This window comes from Psychrobacter sp. LV10R520-6, from assembly GCF_900182925.1.
In the GTDB taxonomy this organism is placed as follows: Bacteria; Pseudomonadota; Gammaproteobacteria; order Pseudomonadales; family Moraxellaceae; genus Psychrobacter.
The window spans coordinates 174,855-188,994 of record NZ_LT900024.1; the positions used below are offsets into that span (position 1 = coordinate 174,855).

10 protein-coding genes and 1 tRNA gene are annotated in these 14,140 nt (G+C 43.7%); 7 read left to right on the top strand and 4 right to left on the bottom strand.

Going from position 1 to position 14,140, the window contains the following annotated elements:
- Positions 1–11 precede the first annotated feature (11 nt).
- Both U1P77_RS00740 and U1P77_RS00745 read right to left on the bottom strand, forming a co-directional pair.
- Complete coding sequence (locus tag U1P77_RS00740) at positions 12–1,730, bottom strand: proline--tRNA ligase (RefSeq protein ID WP_321155567.1); 1,719 nt, start codon at positions 1,728–1,730, stop codon at positions 12–14.
- Positions 1,731–2,430: 700 nt separating this feature from the next.
- The gene (locus tag U1P77_RS00745; RefSeq protein WP_321155568.1) at positions 2,431–4,125 is read right to left on the bottom strand and encodes a cryptochrome/photolyase family protein; all 1,695 of its coding nucleotides are present in this window, start codon (positions 4,123–4,125) and stop codon (positions 2,431–2,433) included.
- Positions 4,126–4,304: 179 nt separating this feature from the next.
- Here U1P77_RS00745 and U1P77_RS00750 point away from each other — a divergent pair, with 179 nt between their 5' ends.
- The 7 genes from U1P77_RS00750 to U1P77_RS00780 all read left to right on the top strand — a co-directional run bounded on the left by U1P77_RS00750 (position 4,305) and on the right by U1P77_RS00780 (position 12,715).
- A complete protein-coding gene (locus U1P77_RS00750; RefSeq protein WP_321155569.1) occupies positions 4,305–4,985 on the top strand; it encodes a phosphoribosylanthranilate isomerase in 681 nt (226 codons plus the stop codon).
- Positions 4,986–5,178: 193 nt separating this feature from the next.
- Positions 5,179–6,465, top strand: a complete 1,287-nt coding sequence (gene trpB, locus U1P77_RS00755; RefSeq protein WP_321155570.1) for a tryptophan synthase subunit beta — start codon at positions 5,179–5,181, stop codon at positions 6,463–6,465.
- A 185-nt stretch (positions 6,466–6,650) separates the two neighbouring features.
- Positions 6,651–7,475: a tryptophan synthase subunit alpha gene (trpA, locus tag U1P77_RS00760; protein WP_321155571.1), complete on the top strand. Its 825-nt coding sequence runs from the start codon at positions 6,651–6,653 to the stop codon at positions 7,473–7,475.
- 325 nt (positions 7,476–7,800) lie between these two features.
- Entirely contained in the window at positions 7,801–8,754 is a 954-nt protein-coding gene (gene accD, locus U1P77_RS00765; protein WP_321156570.1) for an acetyl-CoA carboxylase, carboxyltransferase subunit beta, read from the top strand.
- 313 nt (positions 8,755–9,067) lie between these two features.
- The gene (locus tag U1P77_RS00770) at positions 9,068–10,468 is read left to right on the top strand and encodes a bifunctional folylpolyglutamate synthase/dihydrofolate synthase (RefSeq protein WP_321155572.1); all 1,401 of its coding nucleotides are present in this window, start codon (positions 9,068–9,070) and stop codon (positions 10,466–10,468) included.
- A 197-nt stretch (positions 10,469–10,665) separates the two neighbouring features.
- Positions 10,666–11,868: an SPOR and LysM peptidoglycan-binding domain-containing protein gene (locus U1P77_RS00775; RefSeq protein ID WP_321155573.1), complete on the top strand. Its 1,203-nt coding sequence runs from the start codon at positions 10,666–10,668 to the stop codon at positions 11,866–11,868.
- A gap of 304 nt (positions 11,869–12,172) precedes the next feature.
- Positions 12,173–12,715 carry a DUF2726 domain-containing protein gene (locus U1P77_RS00780; RefSeq protein WP_321155574.1) on the top strand — a complete coding sequence of 181 codons (543 nt, stop codon included), beginning with the start codon at positions 12,173–12,175 and terminating at the stop codon, positions 12,713–12,715.
- A 15-nt stretch (positions 12,716–12,730) separates the two neighbouring features.
- On the opposite strand, the gene U1P77_RS00785 is transcribed toward U1P77_RS00780, so the two are convergent.
- Positions 12,731–13,816 carry a DUF1853 family protein gene (locus U1P77_RS00785; protein WP_321155575.1) on the bottom strand — a complete coding sequence of 362 codons (1,086 nt, stop codon included), beginning with the start codon at positions 13,814–13,816 and terminating at the stop codon, positions 12,731–12,733.
- A 180-nt stretch (positions 13,817–13,996) separates the two neighbouring features.
- Positions 13,997–14,073, bottom strand: a tRNA-Pro gene (locus U1P77_RS00790).
- Between the last annotated feature and the right edge of the window lie 67 nt (positions 14,074–14,140).

Below are 14,140 nucleotides of genomic sequence, written 5' to 3' on the forward strand. Positions count from 1 at the left end.
GTCTTATTAAACTATTTAATGCTTACTTTTGCTAAAACCTCTTCACGGTTTAACATTAGCTTTTCATTATCACGGCGATTGACGTACTCGTATTTGTCTTCAGCAAGGTTGCGGTCAGACACGACAATACGGTGCGGAATACCAATCAGCTCAAGATCCGCAAACTTAACGCCAGGACGTTCGTTACGATCATCTAACAAGACATTGATACCAAGCGCCTTTAGCTCATCATATAGCGCTGTAGCCGTTTGCATGACCGTATCTTCTTTGGATTTCATCGGCACAATAGCCACTTCAAATGGTGCGAGAGAATCTGTAACGTTGGGCGTTGACGGCCACATGATGCCAGCTTCATCATAATTTTGTTCGATAGCGGCGGCAATGATACGACTAACGCCAATACCGTAGCAGCCCATCATTAAAGTAACAGGCTTGCCATCTTCACCTGAAACCCTACAATTCATCGCTTGCGAGTATTTATCACCCAACTGGAAAATATGGCCAACTTCGATGCCGCGTTTGATTTTTAGCGACCCTTTGCCATCAGGAGAGGGGTCACCCTCTTTGACGTTACGCACATCAACAATACGAGTGATACTCGCATCTCGTGCCCAGTTCATACCAATAGTATGTTTATTAATCACGTTGGCACCAGTCACAAAATCTGACAAGGTAGCCGCTGAACGATCAACAAAAACAGGCATATCTAAGTCAACACCAATGTAACCTTTATGCAGACCAGCCGCTCTTAATTCTTCATCAGAGGCTAGAGTGAACGGAACATTGGCTTCTTCTATTTTTTCAGCTTTGATGGTGTTTAGTTGATGATCACCGCGCAAAACGATAGCAATCAGCTGCGGCTTTTCGTCTTCGGTATGACCATGTACGATAAGGGTTTTGACTGTGGTTGCTAGTGGCACATCCAAATGTTCAGCAACCATTTTACAAGTCGTCATCTCTTCTGTTAATACATTTTCACGTGCCATTTTGGATGGTTGACGCTCAGCGATGCTAACTGATTCGGCAAGCTCAACGTTCGCCGCATAGTCAGATGAGTCTGAAAAGGCAATATCATCTTCACCGCTATCCGCGAGTACATGGAACTCATGTGAGGCAAAGCCACCAATAGAGCCAGTATCTGCTTGTACGGCACGGAAATCGAGCCCTAGACGGGTAAATATCCGCGTATAGGCGTCATACATGTCATGATAAGTCTTCGCCAGTGACGCCTGGTCAACGTGAAATGAATAAGCGTCTTTCATGGTAAATTCGCGTGCGCGCATTACCCCAAACCGTGGACGAATCTCATCACGAAACTTACCTTGAATCTGAAAGAAGGTAATCGGTAGCTGCTTATAACTGCGTAACTCGCCTTGTGCTAAGTTAGTAATTACCTCTTCATGGGTAGGACCCAGCACAAAATCGCGATCATGGCGGTCTTTAAAGCGTAATAGCTCAGGACCATAATCGTCAAAACGTCCGGTCGTTTGCCAAAGCTCGGCAGGTTGAGTCATGGGCATCAGCACTTCTTGTGCGCCGACATTTTGCATCTCTTCGCGAACAATACGTTCGACCTTTTGTAAGATGCGTAGCCCCATGGGCAACCAAATGTATAATCCAGAAGCGATTTTACGAATAAGACCGGCCCGCACCATCAATTGGCTTGAGGCGATATCGGCATCACTTGGGGTCTCTTTTAACGTGGCAAACAAAAACTGACTGGCTTTCATAAATAAAGCATAACCTTATCAACGATAAAATAAAAAATAAGTAGTAGAAGGCCGAGCATTTGGTCAATGGTTTGATGACCGCCGTAATCTTGCCGTTATAACTACTGCCTATAGGCACAATAACAAGGGGCTAAATTTTGATCAATGTATCAATATTTAGCCCATTTAACGTCTTGTAAACCTGATAAATAAATTTATGTCGATATTTTATCGATACAATCTGACTATGTTAGGTAAACTTTGCTTAAGACGCAATGACTTTTTGACTTTTCCAGCAGAACGGTACAGAAAGGTCAGAATAGGCCCAAAAATAGCAGGGTTATTGACTGATTTTTGACGTATTGTACTCTAAGTTATCTATGTGTTTTTATAAGCAATTGTATAGAAAATTGGTAGTTATTCCTTGAACTTATCTGCAAAATCGTCATTTATATGATATTACTTATTTCTCATTCATAATGTTCATAAGGGTTTTATGAGTGTCTTGATAACCTAAAAGGTAGCATGCATGAAAACTTCTGATAATAGGACACCTGCTGATCCTAGCACCACTTCTAATAAGACGTCTCAATCGAAAAAACCTATTGCAAATGATGTCGTGGTTGTTATTGATTGTCGGTTTAGCCGCATTAGTTGTTGCTATATAGCTCGGTTAATTGGGCTTCAGATGGAATCAAACCGTTTGAAGCCTTTTTTGAATTCAGTTTTTAAATTCAGCGATGGCCAGTTGCCGTGCAGCCTTGTGCTCTACCATCGGTTCTGGATAATCAATTTTGGCAAACTTACCACCCTTTGCTAATTCTTTACGCATCTTATCCTCGCTATGCAAGATGCTGGCAGGAATGTCTTTTAGCTCAGGCAGCCAGGTTTTGATAAACTCAGCGTCAGGATCGTGAGTCTTGGCTTGGCTAAAAGGGTTCATAATACGGAAGTAGGGTGCAGAGTCTGTACCAGTCGAGGCACTCCATTGCCAGCCACCATTGTTAGACGCAAAGTCGCCATCTATCAGCTGTTGCATAAAATAACGCTCTCCCCAGCGCCAATCAATAAGTAAATCCTTAGTCAAAAACATCGCTGTAACCATGCGCAGACGATTGTGCATGAAGCCAGTGGCATTGAGACAACGCATCGCTGCATCTACTAACGGTACACCAGTCGTACCTGCACACCAAGCATCAAAATTATCCTGATTATATGACCAATTAATACGGCTATCTGTCTCTTTTTTATAAGCATGATGACGAATGAGTTCCGGCTTATCAGATAACACATGACGATAAAAATCTCGCCATGCCAGTTCGCTTATCCAGCGGTTTATATCTGTATTATCTCCTTGGTCATTATTTTGATCGCCTTTATCAGCCTGTGCACTCAAGTGTTGATTGTTAAGCGCCTTAGTCGCTTGCAAATAGCAATGGCGGGCACTTATTGAGCCAATAGTGAGATAAGCCGATAGCTGGCTGGTTGCGTGCAAGCTGGGCACGTCACGGCTGACATCATAGTTATCAATATCAGTAGCGATAAATTGATCTAAACGATGACAAGCTTCGATTTCACCAGCTGGATAGTCTGTACGTGCCTGAGTAAGCTGGGCGTCGCTATCAATGTTATCTAATGATACAGGTGTTTGGACCGTTTCTAATCGCTTTTGATAGTCCTTGACCAGCTCTTTACTTAACGTCTCTATGCTCTCAGCGGTATTGGCGCTGGCAGTTATTTGGGTTAGCTCAAGCGGTTTATCATTGGATTGGGTATTTTGGTTTAAGCTATTATTGGTATTGACTGCTTGTGCGTCATGAAGTTGAAGGGAGCTGATATCTAAGGTCTGCCGCCACTTTTTATAAAATGGGGTGAACACCTGATACATGCTGTCATCATTGGTGGTGATGCTATTAGGCGGTAGGATACATTGGTCATGCCAGCGTATAAATTCGATATCTTTTTTTGCAAGTTGCTTGTTCAATTGCTCATCACGGGCAATCTCACTACCTTCATATTCATGATTGGCCATCACGCAGCTGATCTGCTTAAGATCACACATCTCGATAATGATAATGGTATTCGTGCAGTCGTCGAAGTTTTCACAGACTTGCACTGTCAAAGGGATATTCAATTGCTTCTGCAAGTTTGCCGCCAGTTTGGGCAGCGTACGCGCAATCAAATCCACCTGTAGTAATGAGGTATCGTGAGCTTGCCACTGTTCAGGGGTACAAAAGAACAGCGCTGTTACCAAAGCATTATCTGTCCGCGCCCGTTCGCAAAGTGCAGCAAGCGCGGTATTATCGTGAACTCGCAAGTCACGACGAAACCACATCAAATAGTGTGGCTGGGTAGGTACAGTATCAGAGGCTACATCAGCGTCGGTACTGCCAGTAGGCAGCGTGGTTATGGGCATGGGTCATCCTTTTTCTTATCACAAACAAAACTATGAATAAAAGTATGCTAGGATAAGTTTTTGGATGCAATTTATTTGGCATTTAATTAACAAATTATCACCATTTCTTATGATTAATGGCTCATTATAATTTATAATCAATCATTACTGATTGTTAAGATCATATTTAAGGTTATAAAATGCACGTTAAGTTTTGCGGTTTTACCCAGCTGGCCGATATTTATACTGCTGCCCAGTTGGGTGTTGATGCGGTAGGCTTAGTGTTTTATCCGCCAAGTCCACGTGCGGTGACGCAAGCTCAGGCACAAACACTCAGTGCAGCGCTACCCGCCTTTGTCAGTGTGGTGGCCTTAGTGGTCAATATGCCCCATGATGAGCTGGTCGAGCTTGCTGATAATGTCGCCTTTGATATTATCCAATTCCACGGTGATGAGACCCCTGAGCAATGCCAGCAGTTGGCAAGCGCGGTCAATAAGCGTTGGATAAAAGCCTTACGTATCAATACTGACCAAGGTGACCTAAACAGCATGGATAGCGTAACATCACAAATAGAGCGCTTTGCCGCTGCCGGTGCCAGTAGTATTTTGCTTGATGCCTATCATCCTAATAAATACGGCGGTACGGGTGCGCGCTTTGATTGGAGTTTGATTCCTCAAAATAGCTCATTACCTGTTATTTTGGCGGGTGGTCTTGATGCCCAAAACATTGCGGCGACTTCAGATTTACCGATCTATGGCGTCGATGTCAGTGGCGGTATCGAGCATGATAAGGGCAAAAAAGACAGCGCTAAGATGCGTGCCTTTATGAAAGCGGTCAAACGTGATCGATGGCAAAGTGACACTATTCTTGAAACCATTTAGTGTGAAGGAAACTGGTGTGAAGAAAACTGATGTGAAGGAAATATCAGTTTGAGTTAAATAGGGCAAAACTACCCATTTTTAGCTTTAACACCGCCTAGTATTCGTTTCTCTACTTGGTTCTCATTCCGTTTGTTGTAAATGTTAGCCCTCCTCATATCTATATTAAAAAACACCACTTATCGTAGGAATTATCATGAGTCATGTCGACAGCAAAAATGCAACTGATGCTTCATCTGCTACCGAACAATCTATCAATACCTTTACCAATCCAAAAGATGTTAAAGACTTTAACCAATATCCTGATGCTCGCGGGCATTTTGGGGTACACGGTGGACGCTTTGTCTCTGAAACCTTGATGGCAGCGTTAGAAGAGCTGGAAGCGTTATATACCAAAGTAAAAACCGATCCCGCATTTTGGGAAGAATATCATACTGATTTGGTTAATTATGTTGGTCGCCCAACCCCGCTCTATCATGCTAAGCGCTTGAGCGATGAAGTTGGCGGTGCGCAAATTTACTTTAAGCGTGAAGACCTAAACCATACGGGCGCGCATAAAATCAATAACACCATTGGGCAGGCATTACTTGCTAAAATGTGTGGTAAAAAACGTATTATTGCTGAGACCGGCGCAGGTCAGCATGGCGTTGCGACAGCTACTATTGCCGCGCGTTTAGGTCTTGAATGTATCGTGTATATGGGTGCCGATGATGTCGAGCGCCAGAAGATGAACGTCTATCGTATGCGTCTGCTAGGGGCAACCGTTGTGCCAGTGACTTCTGGCTCACGTACGCTTAAAGACGCGATGAACGAAGCCATGCGTGATTGGGTCACTAACGTTGACAGCACTTATTATATTATCGGTACCGTAGCAGGTCCGCATCCTTATCCGCTGCTAGTACGTGACTTTCAGGCGATTATTGGTAAAGAAACCCGTATTCAACATTTAGAAAGAACCGGTAAATTACCAGATGCCTTGGTTGCTTGTGTTGGTGGTGGCTCTAACGCTATTGGTCTATTCTTTGACTTCCTAAACGATACTGAAGTGGAAATGTATGGTGTGGAAGCGACTGGTGATGGTATCGAGACCGGTCGCCATTCAGCGCCACTTGCAGCCGGACGCATTGGGGTCCTACATGGCAACCGTACTTATCTAATGGCTGATGATGACGGTCAGATTCAAGAAACTCATTCTATCTCAGCTGGACTTGATTACCCAGGTGTTGGCCCTGAGCATAGCTTCTTAAAAGATATGAAGCGTGTTAAGTATGTCGGTTGTACTGATAAAGAAGCGCTAGCTGGCTTCCATGAATCGACCCGTAAAGAAGGTATTATCCCAGCGCTTGAAACGGCTCATGCGGTCGCTTATGCGCTTAAACTTGCTAAAACTATGACTCCTGACCAGACTATCGTTGTTAATATGTCTGGTCGCGGCGACAAAGATTTGCATTCTGTTATGAAAGCGGAAGGTCTTGAGTTTTAGAGTCCTATAAGCTGTAGTAATTTTAAATAGGGTAATTGCATAATTAGTGATTGCCCTATTTGATAATCACTATTAACTATGTGAATTATTAGCTACTGATCATCCAAAAAGTCGCTGTGCAAAGATTAGCAACTGCTCAAAGTCCGATAATTGCGTGAAATATTTAAAAATTATAAGAGACCACTATGACCCGAATTGAAACCACCTTTGATACCTTAAAAACCCAAAACAAAAAAGCCTTGATTCCTTATGTGATGGCAGGCGATCCCAATCCCCAAACTACTGTAGGCTTGCTACATGATTTAGTTAAGCATGGCGCGGATATGATTGAAATTGGCTTGCCGTTCTCAGACCCTATGGCCGATGGTCCAACGGTAGCACTAGCCGCAGAACGTGCTCTAGCAGCAGGTACCAGTACCCGTGGCGCGCTGAAGATGGTCGAAGAATTCCGCAAGCAAGATATTCAAACGCCCATTATCCTAATGGGTTATCTTAATCCAGTTGAGATTATCGGCTATGATAACTTTGTCGCCTTATGTGAGCAGTCAGGAGTAGATGGCATTTTGATGGTCGATTTACCGCCAGCAGAAGCCGGAAGCTTTACCCAGCATCTAACCGATCATTCGATGAATGAAATTTTCTTATTATCGCCAACGACTTTGGCTGAGCGTCGTCAGCAAGTGCTGACTCATTGTGGTGGCTATATTTACTACGTGTCGCTCAAAGGTGTGACCGGTTCAGCCACGCTTGATACCGATGATGTGGCGACCCAAGTGCAAGCCATCAAAGCGCAAACTGACTTACCTGTGTGTGTGGGTTTTGGTATTCGTGATGGTGTTTCAGCTAAAGCCATTGGCGCACATGCAGATGGTATTATTGTTGGTAGCGCCTTGGTACAGAATTTTGCTGACGTAGATGCTGATGATGCAATCGTGGTTGCGGCGGCTCAGCAACAAATTATGGTAAAAATGGATGAGTTACGTGAAGCCTTAGACAGTTTAAGCGCATAAGTTAATATTTATGCCTGATAACGGTTTAATAAAAATAAACCAGCGGCTTTGAAAGCTTGCGAACTATTATCAGTGATAGAGTATTAATAGTCGAGTCGAGAGCCCTTTATTGAAGTACCTTTTATTAAATTGTATCAATAATTATGATGATAATATTGAATGACTTTGCTAAAGTTAGTTTACGTGTGTAAACTAACTTCACGTATAAATTGTTACAATTACGGGTAAGCGTGCTTCATAACGGCTCATGTTATGACTGGATTGAACTCCTGATTTAACTTTCAGCGACAAGTACATGAGCAAACTTGTCGATAAGCCGACGATAATGGCGAATAATATGACTGATACTATAACAACACCTGATACTCAAAATGATAGCTCTGCTACTCTTGCAGCGAATGGTAATATCGCTGGTCACTCATGGTTTAATCGCCCAGTACCGGGTATTAAGCAGCAATTGTCTGCACCACTGACCGCAGTAGAGACCGAACCGTCAACGGAATGCACCAGCTGTCATTCGATGATTACTAATACGGCGCTTATTTTTAACTGCTATGTCTGCCCGCATTGTGACCATCATTTGGCTATGACTGCACGTGAGCGTTTGAATTGGCTTTTAGATCAAGTAGACGGCGAGCTTGGACAAGAATTTACTGCCAAAGATCCGCTTGGGTTCGTAGATAGTAAGCCGTATCCGCAACGTATGACTGAAGCACAGACCAAAACTGGCGAGACCGAAGCACTGATAGTCTTCCATGGTAAGCTTCGTAATCTTGATGTGGTCGCTTGTGCTTTTGACTTCCGCTTTATGGGCGGCTCAATGGGTTCGGTAGTTGGCGATCGCTTTGTGCAAGCAGCCGAAAAAGCGCTAAAGGATAGAGTGCCATTGGTTTGCTTTGCGGCATCCGGCGGTGCGCGCATGCAGGAAGGCATATTGTCGTTGATGCAAATGGCACGGACTGGTGCGGCTATTGAACGCTTAAGAATTGCTGGCGTGCCTTATATTGTGGTGTTAACCAATCCAGTTTATGGCGGCGTTACTGCTTCTCTTGCCATGCTTGGCGATATCCATTTAGCAGAGCCCAAAGCAATGATTGGCTTTGCTGGTAAGCGCGTGATTGAGCAGACCGTTCGCGAGACGTTAGAAGAGCCGTTCCAGCGCGCGGAGTTCTTGTTAGAGCATGGTGTAGTGGATGAAGTGGTACATCGTCATCAGATGATTGATACCATTTATCGTCTGTTGGCAAAATTATGCCGTCAACCGAACGTTGATGCCTAAGTTTCTGCCAATCTATATTTGATCCATTGGTTTTAATGTAGCAAAGACTTTAATAGCATTTACCGTATTTTGACGGTAAATGCTATTTTTACTTTTAGAGGTTATGATTTTTAAGGGTCATAATTTAGGCTTTGATGGTTGGTTTAGGTCGCTGTCTTGAGTTTTTATTTTAGTTTTCGCTCTTAATTTTGTGTCTTTAGTTTCCAGCTTTTTATTTTGGTTTTAAGCAGGGTTGATATACACTGAGTTATTCTTCTATTTCCAATATTCTTAATAAGTCTTCTAACATAGTCCTTAACATAGGTTTTCGTCCATGTCTGCATCTTTAACTTCTAACCTCATTAACCCTGATAGTCCTAATAGCGAAGCCAGCCTAACCGAATGGCTGGACTATATGCAGCAAATACATGTCTCAGCTATAGATATGGGGCTATCGCGAGTACTACCAGTCGCAGAGTATTTAGGAGTAGTGCAGTCGGCCAAAGACGATGCTTATGTATTCACCGTGGCAGGCACTAATGGTAAAGGTTCGACCACAGTCGTTATTAGTGAGATATGTCAAGCGGCAGGTTATAAGACTGCGCTATATCAATCACCGCATCTAAGTCGTTTTAATGAGCGTGTACGTATTAATGGCGAGATGGTTACTGACCAGACTTTGATTGCAGCGTTTACTAAAGTAGAAGCGGCTCGACTACAATGCGAGTTAACATTGTCGTTTTTTGAGATGACCACTCTGGCAGCGCTACTCATATTCTCTGAAGCTGACTGTGATGTTTGGGTATTAGAAGTGGGGCTTGGCGGACGCTTAGATGTGGTTAATATTATTGACCCTGATATGGCAGTGATTACTAATATCAGTATCGATCATGTCGATTGGCTGGGTGACAATGTCGAGGATATTGGCGCTGAAAAGGCCGGTATCTTACGTGATGATATGACTTTAATTTATGGTGCTACTGAGATGCCTAACAGTGTACAGCAGCTTATCAATACCCATAATGTCACCTGCTATCAAGCGCAGCAAGACTTTAGCTACCGCATGTTTGACGCGCAAACGTGGCAGTATAGCAATGCATCTGTCACGCTACAGCTACCGCGCCCAGCGCTGTCACTGATGAATACAGCCAATGCGCTATCAGCAGTGCTGGCAAGTCCGCTGAACATTGAAATTTCTGCTATTGAGCAAGCGCTACAAGCGGTAAAGCTAGCAGGGCGCTTTGATTATCGTGAGATTAAAGATCGGCATTGGTTGTTTGATGTGGCGCATAATGAACAAGGGGTTGAGTTTTTATTGGCGCAGTTATTACCATTGTGGCAGCAACATCTTAACACTCAATCAAATCGGCAATTGAACCGGCAATTAAGCAGGCAACCAAACAGTCAACCAAGCACAGCACCTGCGACTATTAAAATGTTATTCTCAATGTTGGGAGATAAAGCTATTGATAAAGTCGTGCAGCGTTTAACTGAAGCTAACTTGCCAATTAGTGACTGGTTTGTCGCAGAAATTGATTATCCCCGTGCGGCTAGCACTGTGCAATTACAGAACATTTTAGCGGCTTATGTTGATAAGCCTTATATCCATGAATTTAGTGGTTTATCAGAAGCAACATACGCGGTGATAAGCGCCAGTCAGCCGCAAGACTTAATCGTAGTCTGTGGCTCCTTTCATACCATCGGTGAAGCGCTTGCATCACTTGAGGGACAATAATTTGTCTTAAAAGAGAGACGATTAAACGTTAATGTTCGCAACAGCGCGATAGCAGACAGCGTTAAAAGTATGCTTTATAATCAAAGCACTTTTATAAAAACGGCATAACTTTCGACAACTGATCGCGATAACGGGTGGCTGGCAAATGCCATTGCGCCGACCAATCAGCCTTATTACCAACTAAGAGACGTAAACGGATGAATTTTTCGAGACAAGCCTTATTGGGCATTGGGATGATTATAGGTGGCAGCGTGATGTTATACGCCATGCTGCAGCAAATCGGTGCTGGAAATGATCCAGAGCCAACACCTGCTATGGTAGATAAACCGCGTACTGAGCAGGCATCGTCGCAGCCGTTGACGATAGATATTGAGACTGAAAAACGTATTTTGGCACAAAAACAAAAGGAACGTGCCGCCCGCGTGGCAGAGCAAGAAAAACGCGCGCAGCAGTTTTTGATGGAGCAAGAGACTGCCGAGGCGCAAGCTCTAGCCAAAGCACGTGCTGAAAACCAGCAGTATGTGGAAAACAGTACTTCAACTGGCGGCGATAGTGACAGTCCGGAAGCGGCACAAAATACTAGTGATGGGTCGCAAGTGAAATCTAGCCCCGATAATACGGCTACCAATGCGAGCTTAAATGACAGTGATAAGAGCGACACACAAAAAGAAGCACAAGCACTTGCTAAGCAAAAAGAGGTTAGAAAGCAAGCAGAGCTTAAAAAACAAGCCGAAGCCAAAAAATTAGCAGAGAGCAAAAAACAGGCTGAGGCTAGAGAACAAGCGGACGCTAAGAGACAGGCTGAAGCGCAAGCAACAGCCAAGCAAAAAAAGCAAGCTGAAGAAAAGGCAGCCATTGAAGCGTCTAAACTAGAAGCCGCTAAATCAGAACTGCCTAAGTCGCCTACCGATTATACCGTCAAAAGCGGTGATGGTCTGATAAAGCTCGCGCGACAAAATAACATGTCTGTTGAGGCGCTAGCACAAGCTAATAATATTGCGTCGACTACCTCTCTGCAGGTTGGGCAGGCGTTGACCATTCCTTCCCGTATGCAAGTTCAACGTCTAGAGCGTGACGCGGCGAATGCCCAGCAAGCACGTGAAGACAAGCGCGATGCCCAAGAAAAACTACGCGAGGCACGTAAAGAAGTCAAAGAAACGGACGCTAAAGGCAGCTTTGGGGTACAGGTTGCCTTGGCGAACAATCAAACCACTGCGGATGAGATGGCAAAGAAGTTTAAATCAGCGGGTTATCAGGTCAAGACTAGCGCTACCAGCCGCGGCGTACGAGTCATCGTTGGTCCTGAACGCGGCAAAGTTGCTGCGTTAGCGTTAAAAGATAAAATCAATAGCGACTCTAAGGTTAATACTACTGGTGCTTGGGTGCTCTACTGGCGCTAAGACTGCTGTAGTGGTAAGAGTGCTATTGTTATTTGAGACAACGTTTTAATTATCTTTAGGTATTCTTTTAGCTTTTTAGCCTGCTATTTTTTGTATTTTCAAAACACGACATTTAATGTCGTGTTTTGTGGTTTATAGGTTGCCGATTATGGCAAGCTTATATAAGATAAGCGCCATTTTTCTCTATTTATTTCTGTATGACATGTCAGCCTAAAAGGGTTGCTGTGTCGTGACTGGCTATTTGATGACTGCAATTTAGTCATAAGAGATGTTTAGTCACTCTAATATTGTATAAGGCAAAACTATGTCATTTGGCATTATATTTTTAATCTTGGCTGTTGGGTTCTTAGGTTTGATTGCCTTACCCAAACTAACAGCAAAGCGTCAGTCCGCTTCTAAAAATTCCGAGCCTGATCCAAAACCTGTTCGTGGTGATGAGCTGGCTATTTGGCCATTTGCGCTCATGCCTATCATGACCGATACCGAAGTCATATTTTTTCATAAACTAAAAAACGCCCTACCGGAATATCATATCTTTGTCCAAGTCCAGCTGTCACGCATTATTGAGGCCAATAGTGATGAGACCTCTGAACGTAGCTTTTGGTTTAATCGCATCTGCCGCCAGAGCGTAGATTATGTGGTCGTCGACCACGATGCTCAGACCACACTGGTCGCTATTGAGCTTGATGACTGGACCCACAGTAGTAAATCTCGCCAAAAAGCCGATGACAAAAAAGACAAAGCCCTTGCTAGTGCCGGTATTCCAATTGTGCGCTTTCATGCTGAGCGCATGCCTAGTGCTGATATGCTTCGGTATGAGCTGACGCAGGTTATTGAGACTTATTAGGTAATATTATCTGACTCAATCAATCAAAATATTTTGGCTAGCGTTAACATCAGTGTGCAAAATTACCATTGGCTCATAGCTTTCTTGATCAGACATTTGGATAAAGTATAGCCCTTGCGGCAAAGTCGCTAAATCAGACGGCACTTTAGGAAGGGTCTTATTTTTATTATAAAAACTGCGCTGGGTAAACCATTCAATATAGTGAGCGCGGCGTATATCTGTAATATCGCTAAGAGGTTCTGTCATGGTTTCGATGTTGCTTACTGGGTCTTTAGTTGGGTCTTCGATTTTATTTTTATCTAGATTAAGAGCTTCCGGCGTAATATTAGAATTTTGATTATCAGGGATAGCCAGCCAGCGATGCATAGGAAAGCTAGGCTCAAGCCAATCGGGATAATTAAAATCAGCTACTGTCGTTGGCAAAAAAAACCGTCCCTTAATCACCCCATAACGCTTATCAATTTTAACTCGCCCATGATCTTTGGTGTCCACCCACACGGTGCGAAACTGCTTGGTTTGCATGTGAGTCATCTTGCGTTGTAAGTTGTCATTAGAATTAATGCCGACCCAATTGACGGGTACAAATGGCGCTGAGCCCATAAAGAACTTAATGGCTAATTCCCAATGTTCAGTTATCTCATCCTGATGATTGTATAAAATTAAATCCAATTCACCAGAAGTCTGCTTACCGCAGAATAACTGGACGTTACTCGCCAGCATCTCATAATGATGCAACTTACGCGCAAAACCATCTTCCAACCAAAATGATAATAGCCCCTCGAAATGAAACCCCAAACGATTGGGGCTTGGCCTAGCTAATAAATAGCGCGTGAGCTCTTGATAGGCATTGGTAGTATCGAGTTCATTTAAACGTTCGCGATAGGCTTCAAATTGTGTTTGCCAAAAGTTCGGGCTATGAACCGCAATCGTTGGGTTATTCTGATGGGGAGCAAAATCTAGCCACTCAGTTAAGACATTGGGGCAGGCCAGTACGTAAGCCAAATCACGAACGTAAGGTCGTTGATATTCCTCCCACGGTGCATTACTGCTAACAGTAGGATGCATAATAGTAGGAGAGGGCTGAGCGATAGACTCGGACATAGGTTGAGCCAAAGTGAGTTGTAGAGAATTTACCCTAACGGCTCGTCTAGTAAAAGTCTAGAGGAGGCAAGTATCAGCTAGGGTAGCCCATCGGTGACAGAGCTATAGTTGAATCTAACACAAAAAAAAGCCAGCCATTGAGAACAATGGCTGACTTTTTCGGTATTCAACTAACTTATTTGGTCGGAACGGCAGGATTTGAACCTGCGACCCCTACACCCCCAGTGTAGTGCGCTACCAGACTGCGCTACGCCCCGAATGACTGACTATTTTACGCAAAATCTTACATATTGCAAGAGTTAATTACTTCTCGAATCTGCAAAT

Bases quoted from the DNA above. Each gene is read 5' to 3' on its own strand.
- U1P77_RS00740 (WP_321155567.1), bottom strand. From the start codon at position 1,730: ATGAAAGCCAGTCAGTTTTTGTTTGCCACGTTAAAAGAGACCCCAAGT.
- U1P77_RS00745 (WP_321155568.1), bottom strand. From the start codon at position 4,125: ATGCCCATAACCACGCTGCCTACTGGCAGTACCGACGCTGATGTAGCC.
- U1P77_RS00750 (WP_321155569.1), top strand. From the start codon at position 4,305: ATGCACGTTAAGTTTTGCGGTTTTACCCAGCTGGCCGATATTTATACT.
- trpB (WP_321155570.1), top strand. From the start codon at position 5,179: ATGAGTCATGTCGACAGCAAAAATGCAACTGATGCTTCATCTGCTACC.
- trpA (WP_321155571.1), top strand. From the start codon at position 6,651: ATGACCCGAATTGAAACCACCTTTGATACCTTAAAAACCCAAAACAAA.
- accD (WP_321156570.1), top strand. From the start codon at position 7,801: ATGGCGAATAATATGACTGATACTATAACAACACCTGATACTCAAAAT.
- U1P77_RS00770 (WP_321155572.1), top strand. From the start codon at position 9,068: ATGTCTGCATCTTTAACTTCTAACCTCATTAACCCTGATAGTCCTAAT.
- U1P77_RS00775 (WP_321155573.1), top strand. From the start codon at position 10,666: ATGAATTTTTCGAGACAAGCCTTATTGGGCATTGGGATGATTATAGGT.
- U1P77_RS00780 (WP_321155574.1), top strand. From the start codon at position 12,173: ATGTCATTTGGCATTATATTTTTAATCTTGGCTGTTGGGTTCTTAGGT.
- U1P77_RS00785 (WP_321155575.1), bottom strand. From the start codon at position 13,816: ATGTCCGAGTCTATCGCTCAGCCCTCTCCTACTATTATGCATCCTACT.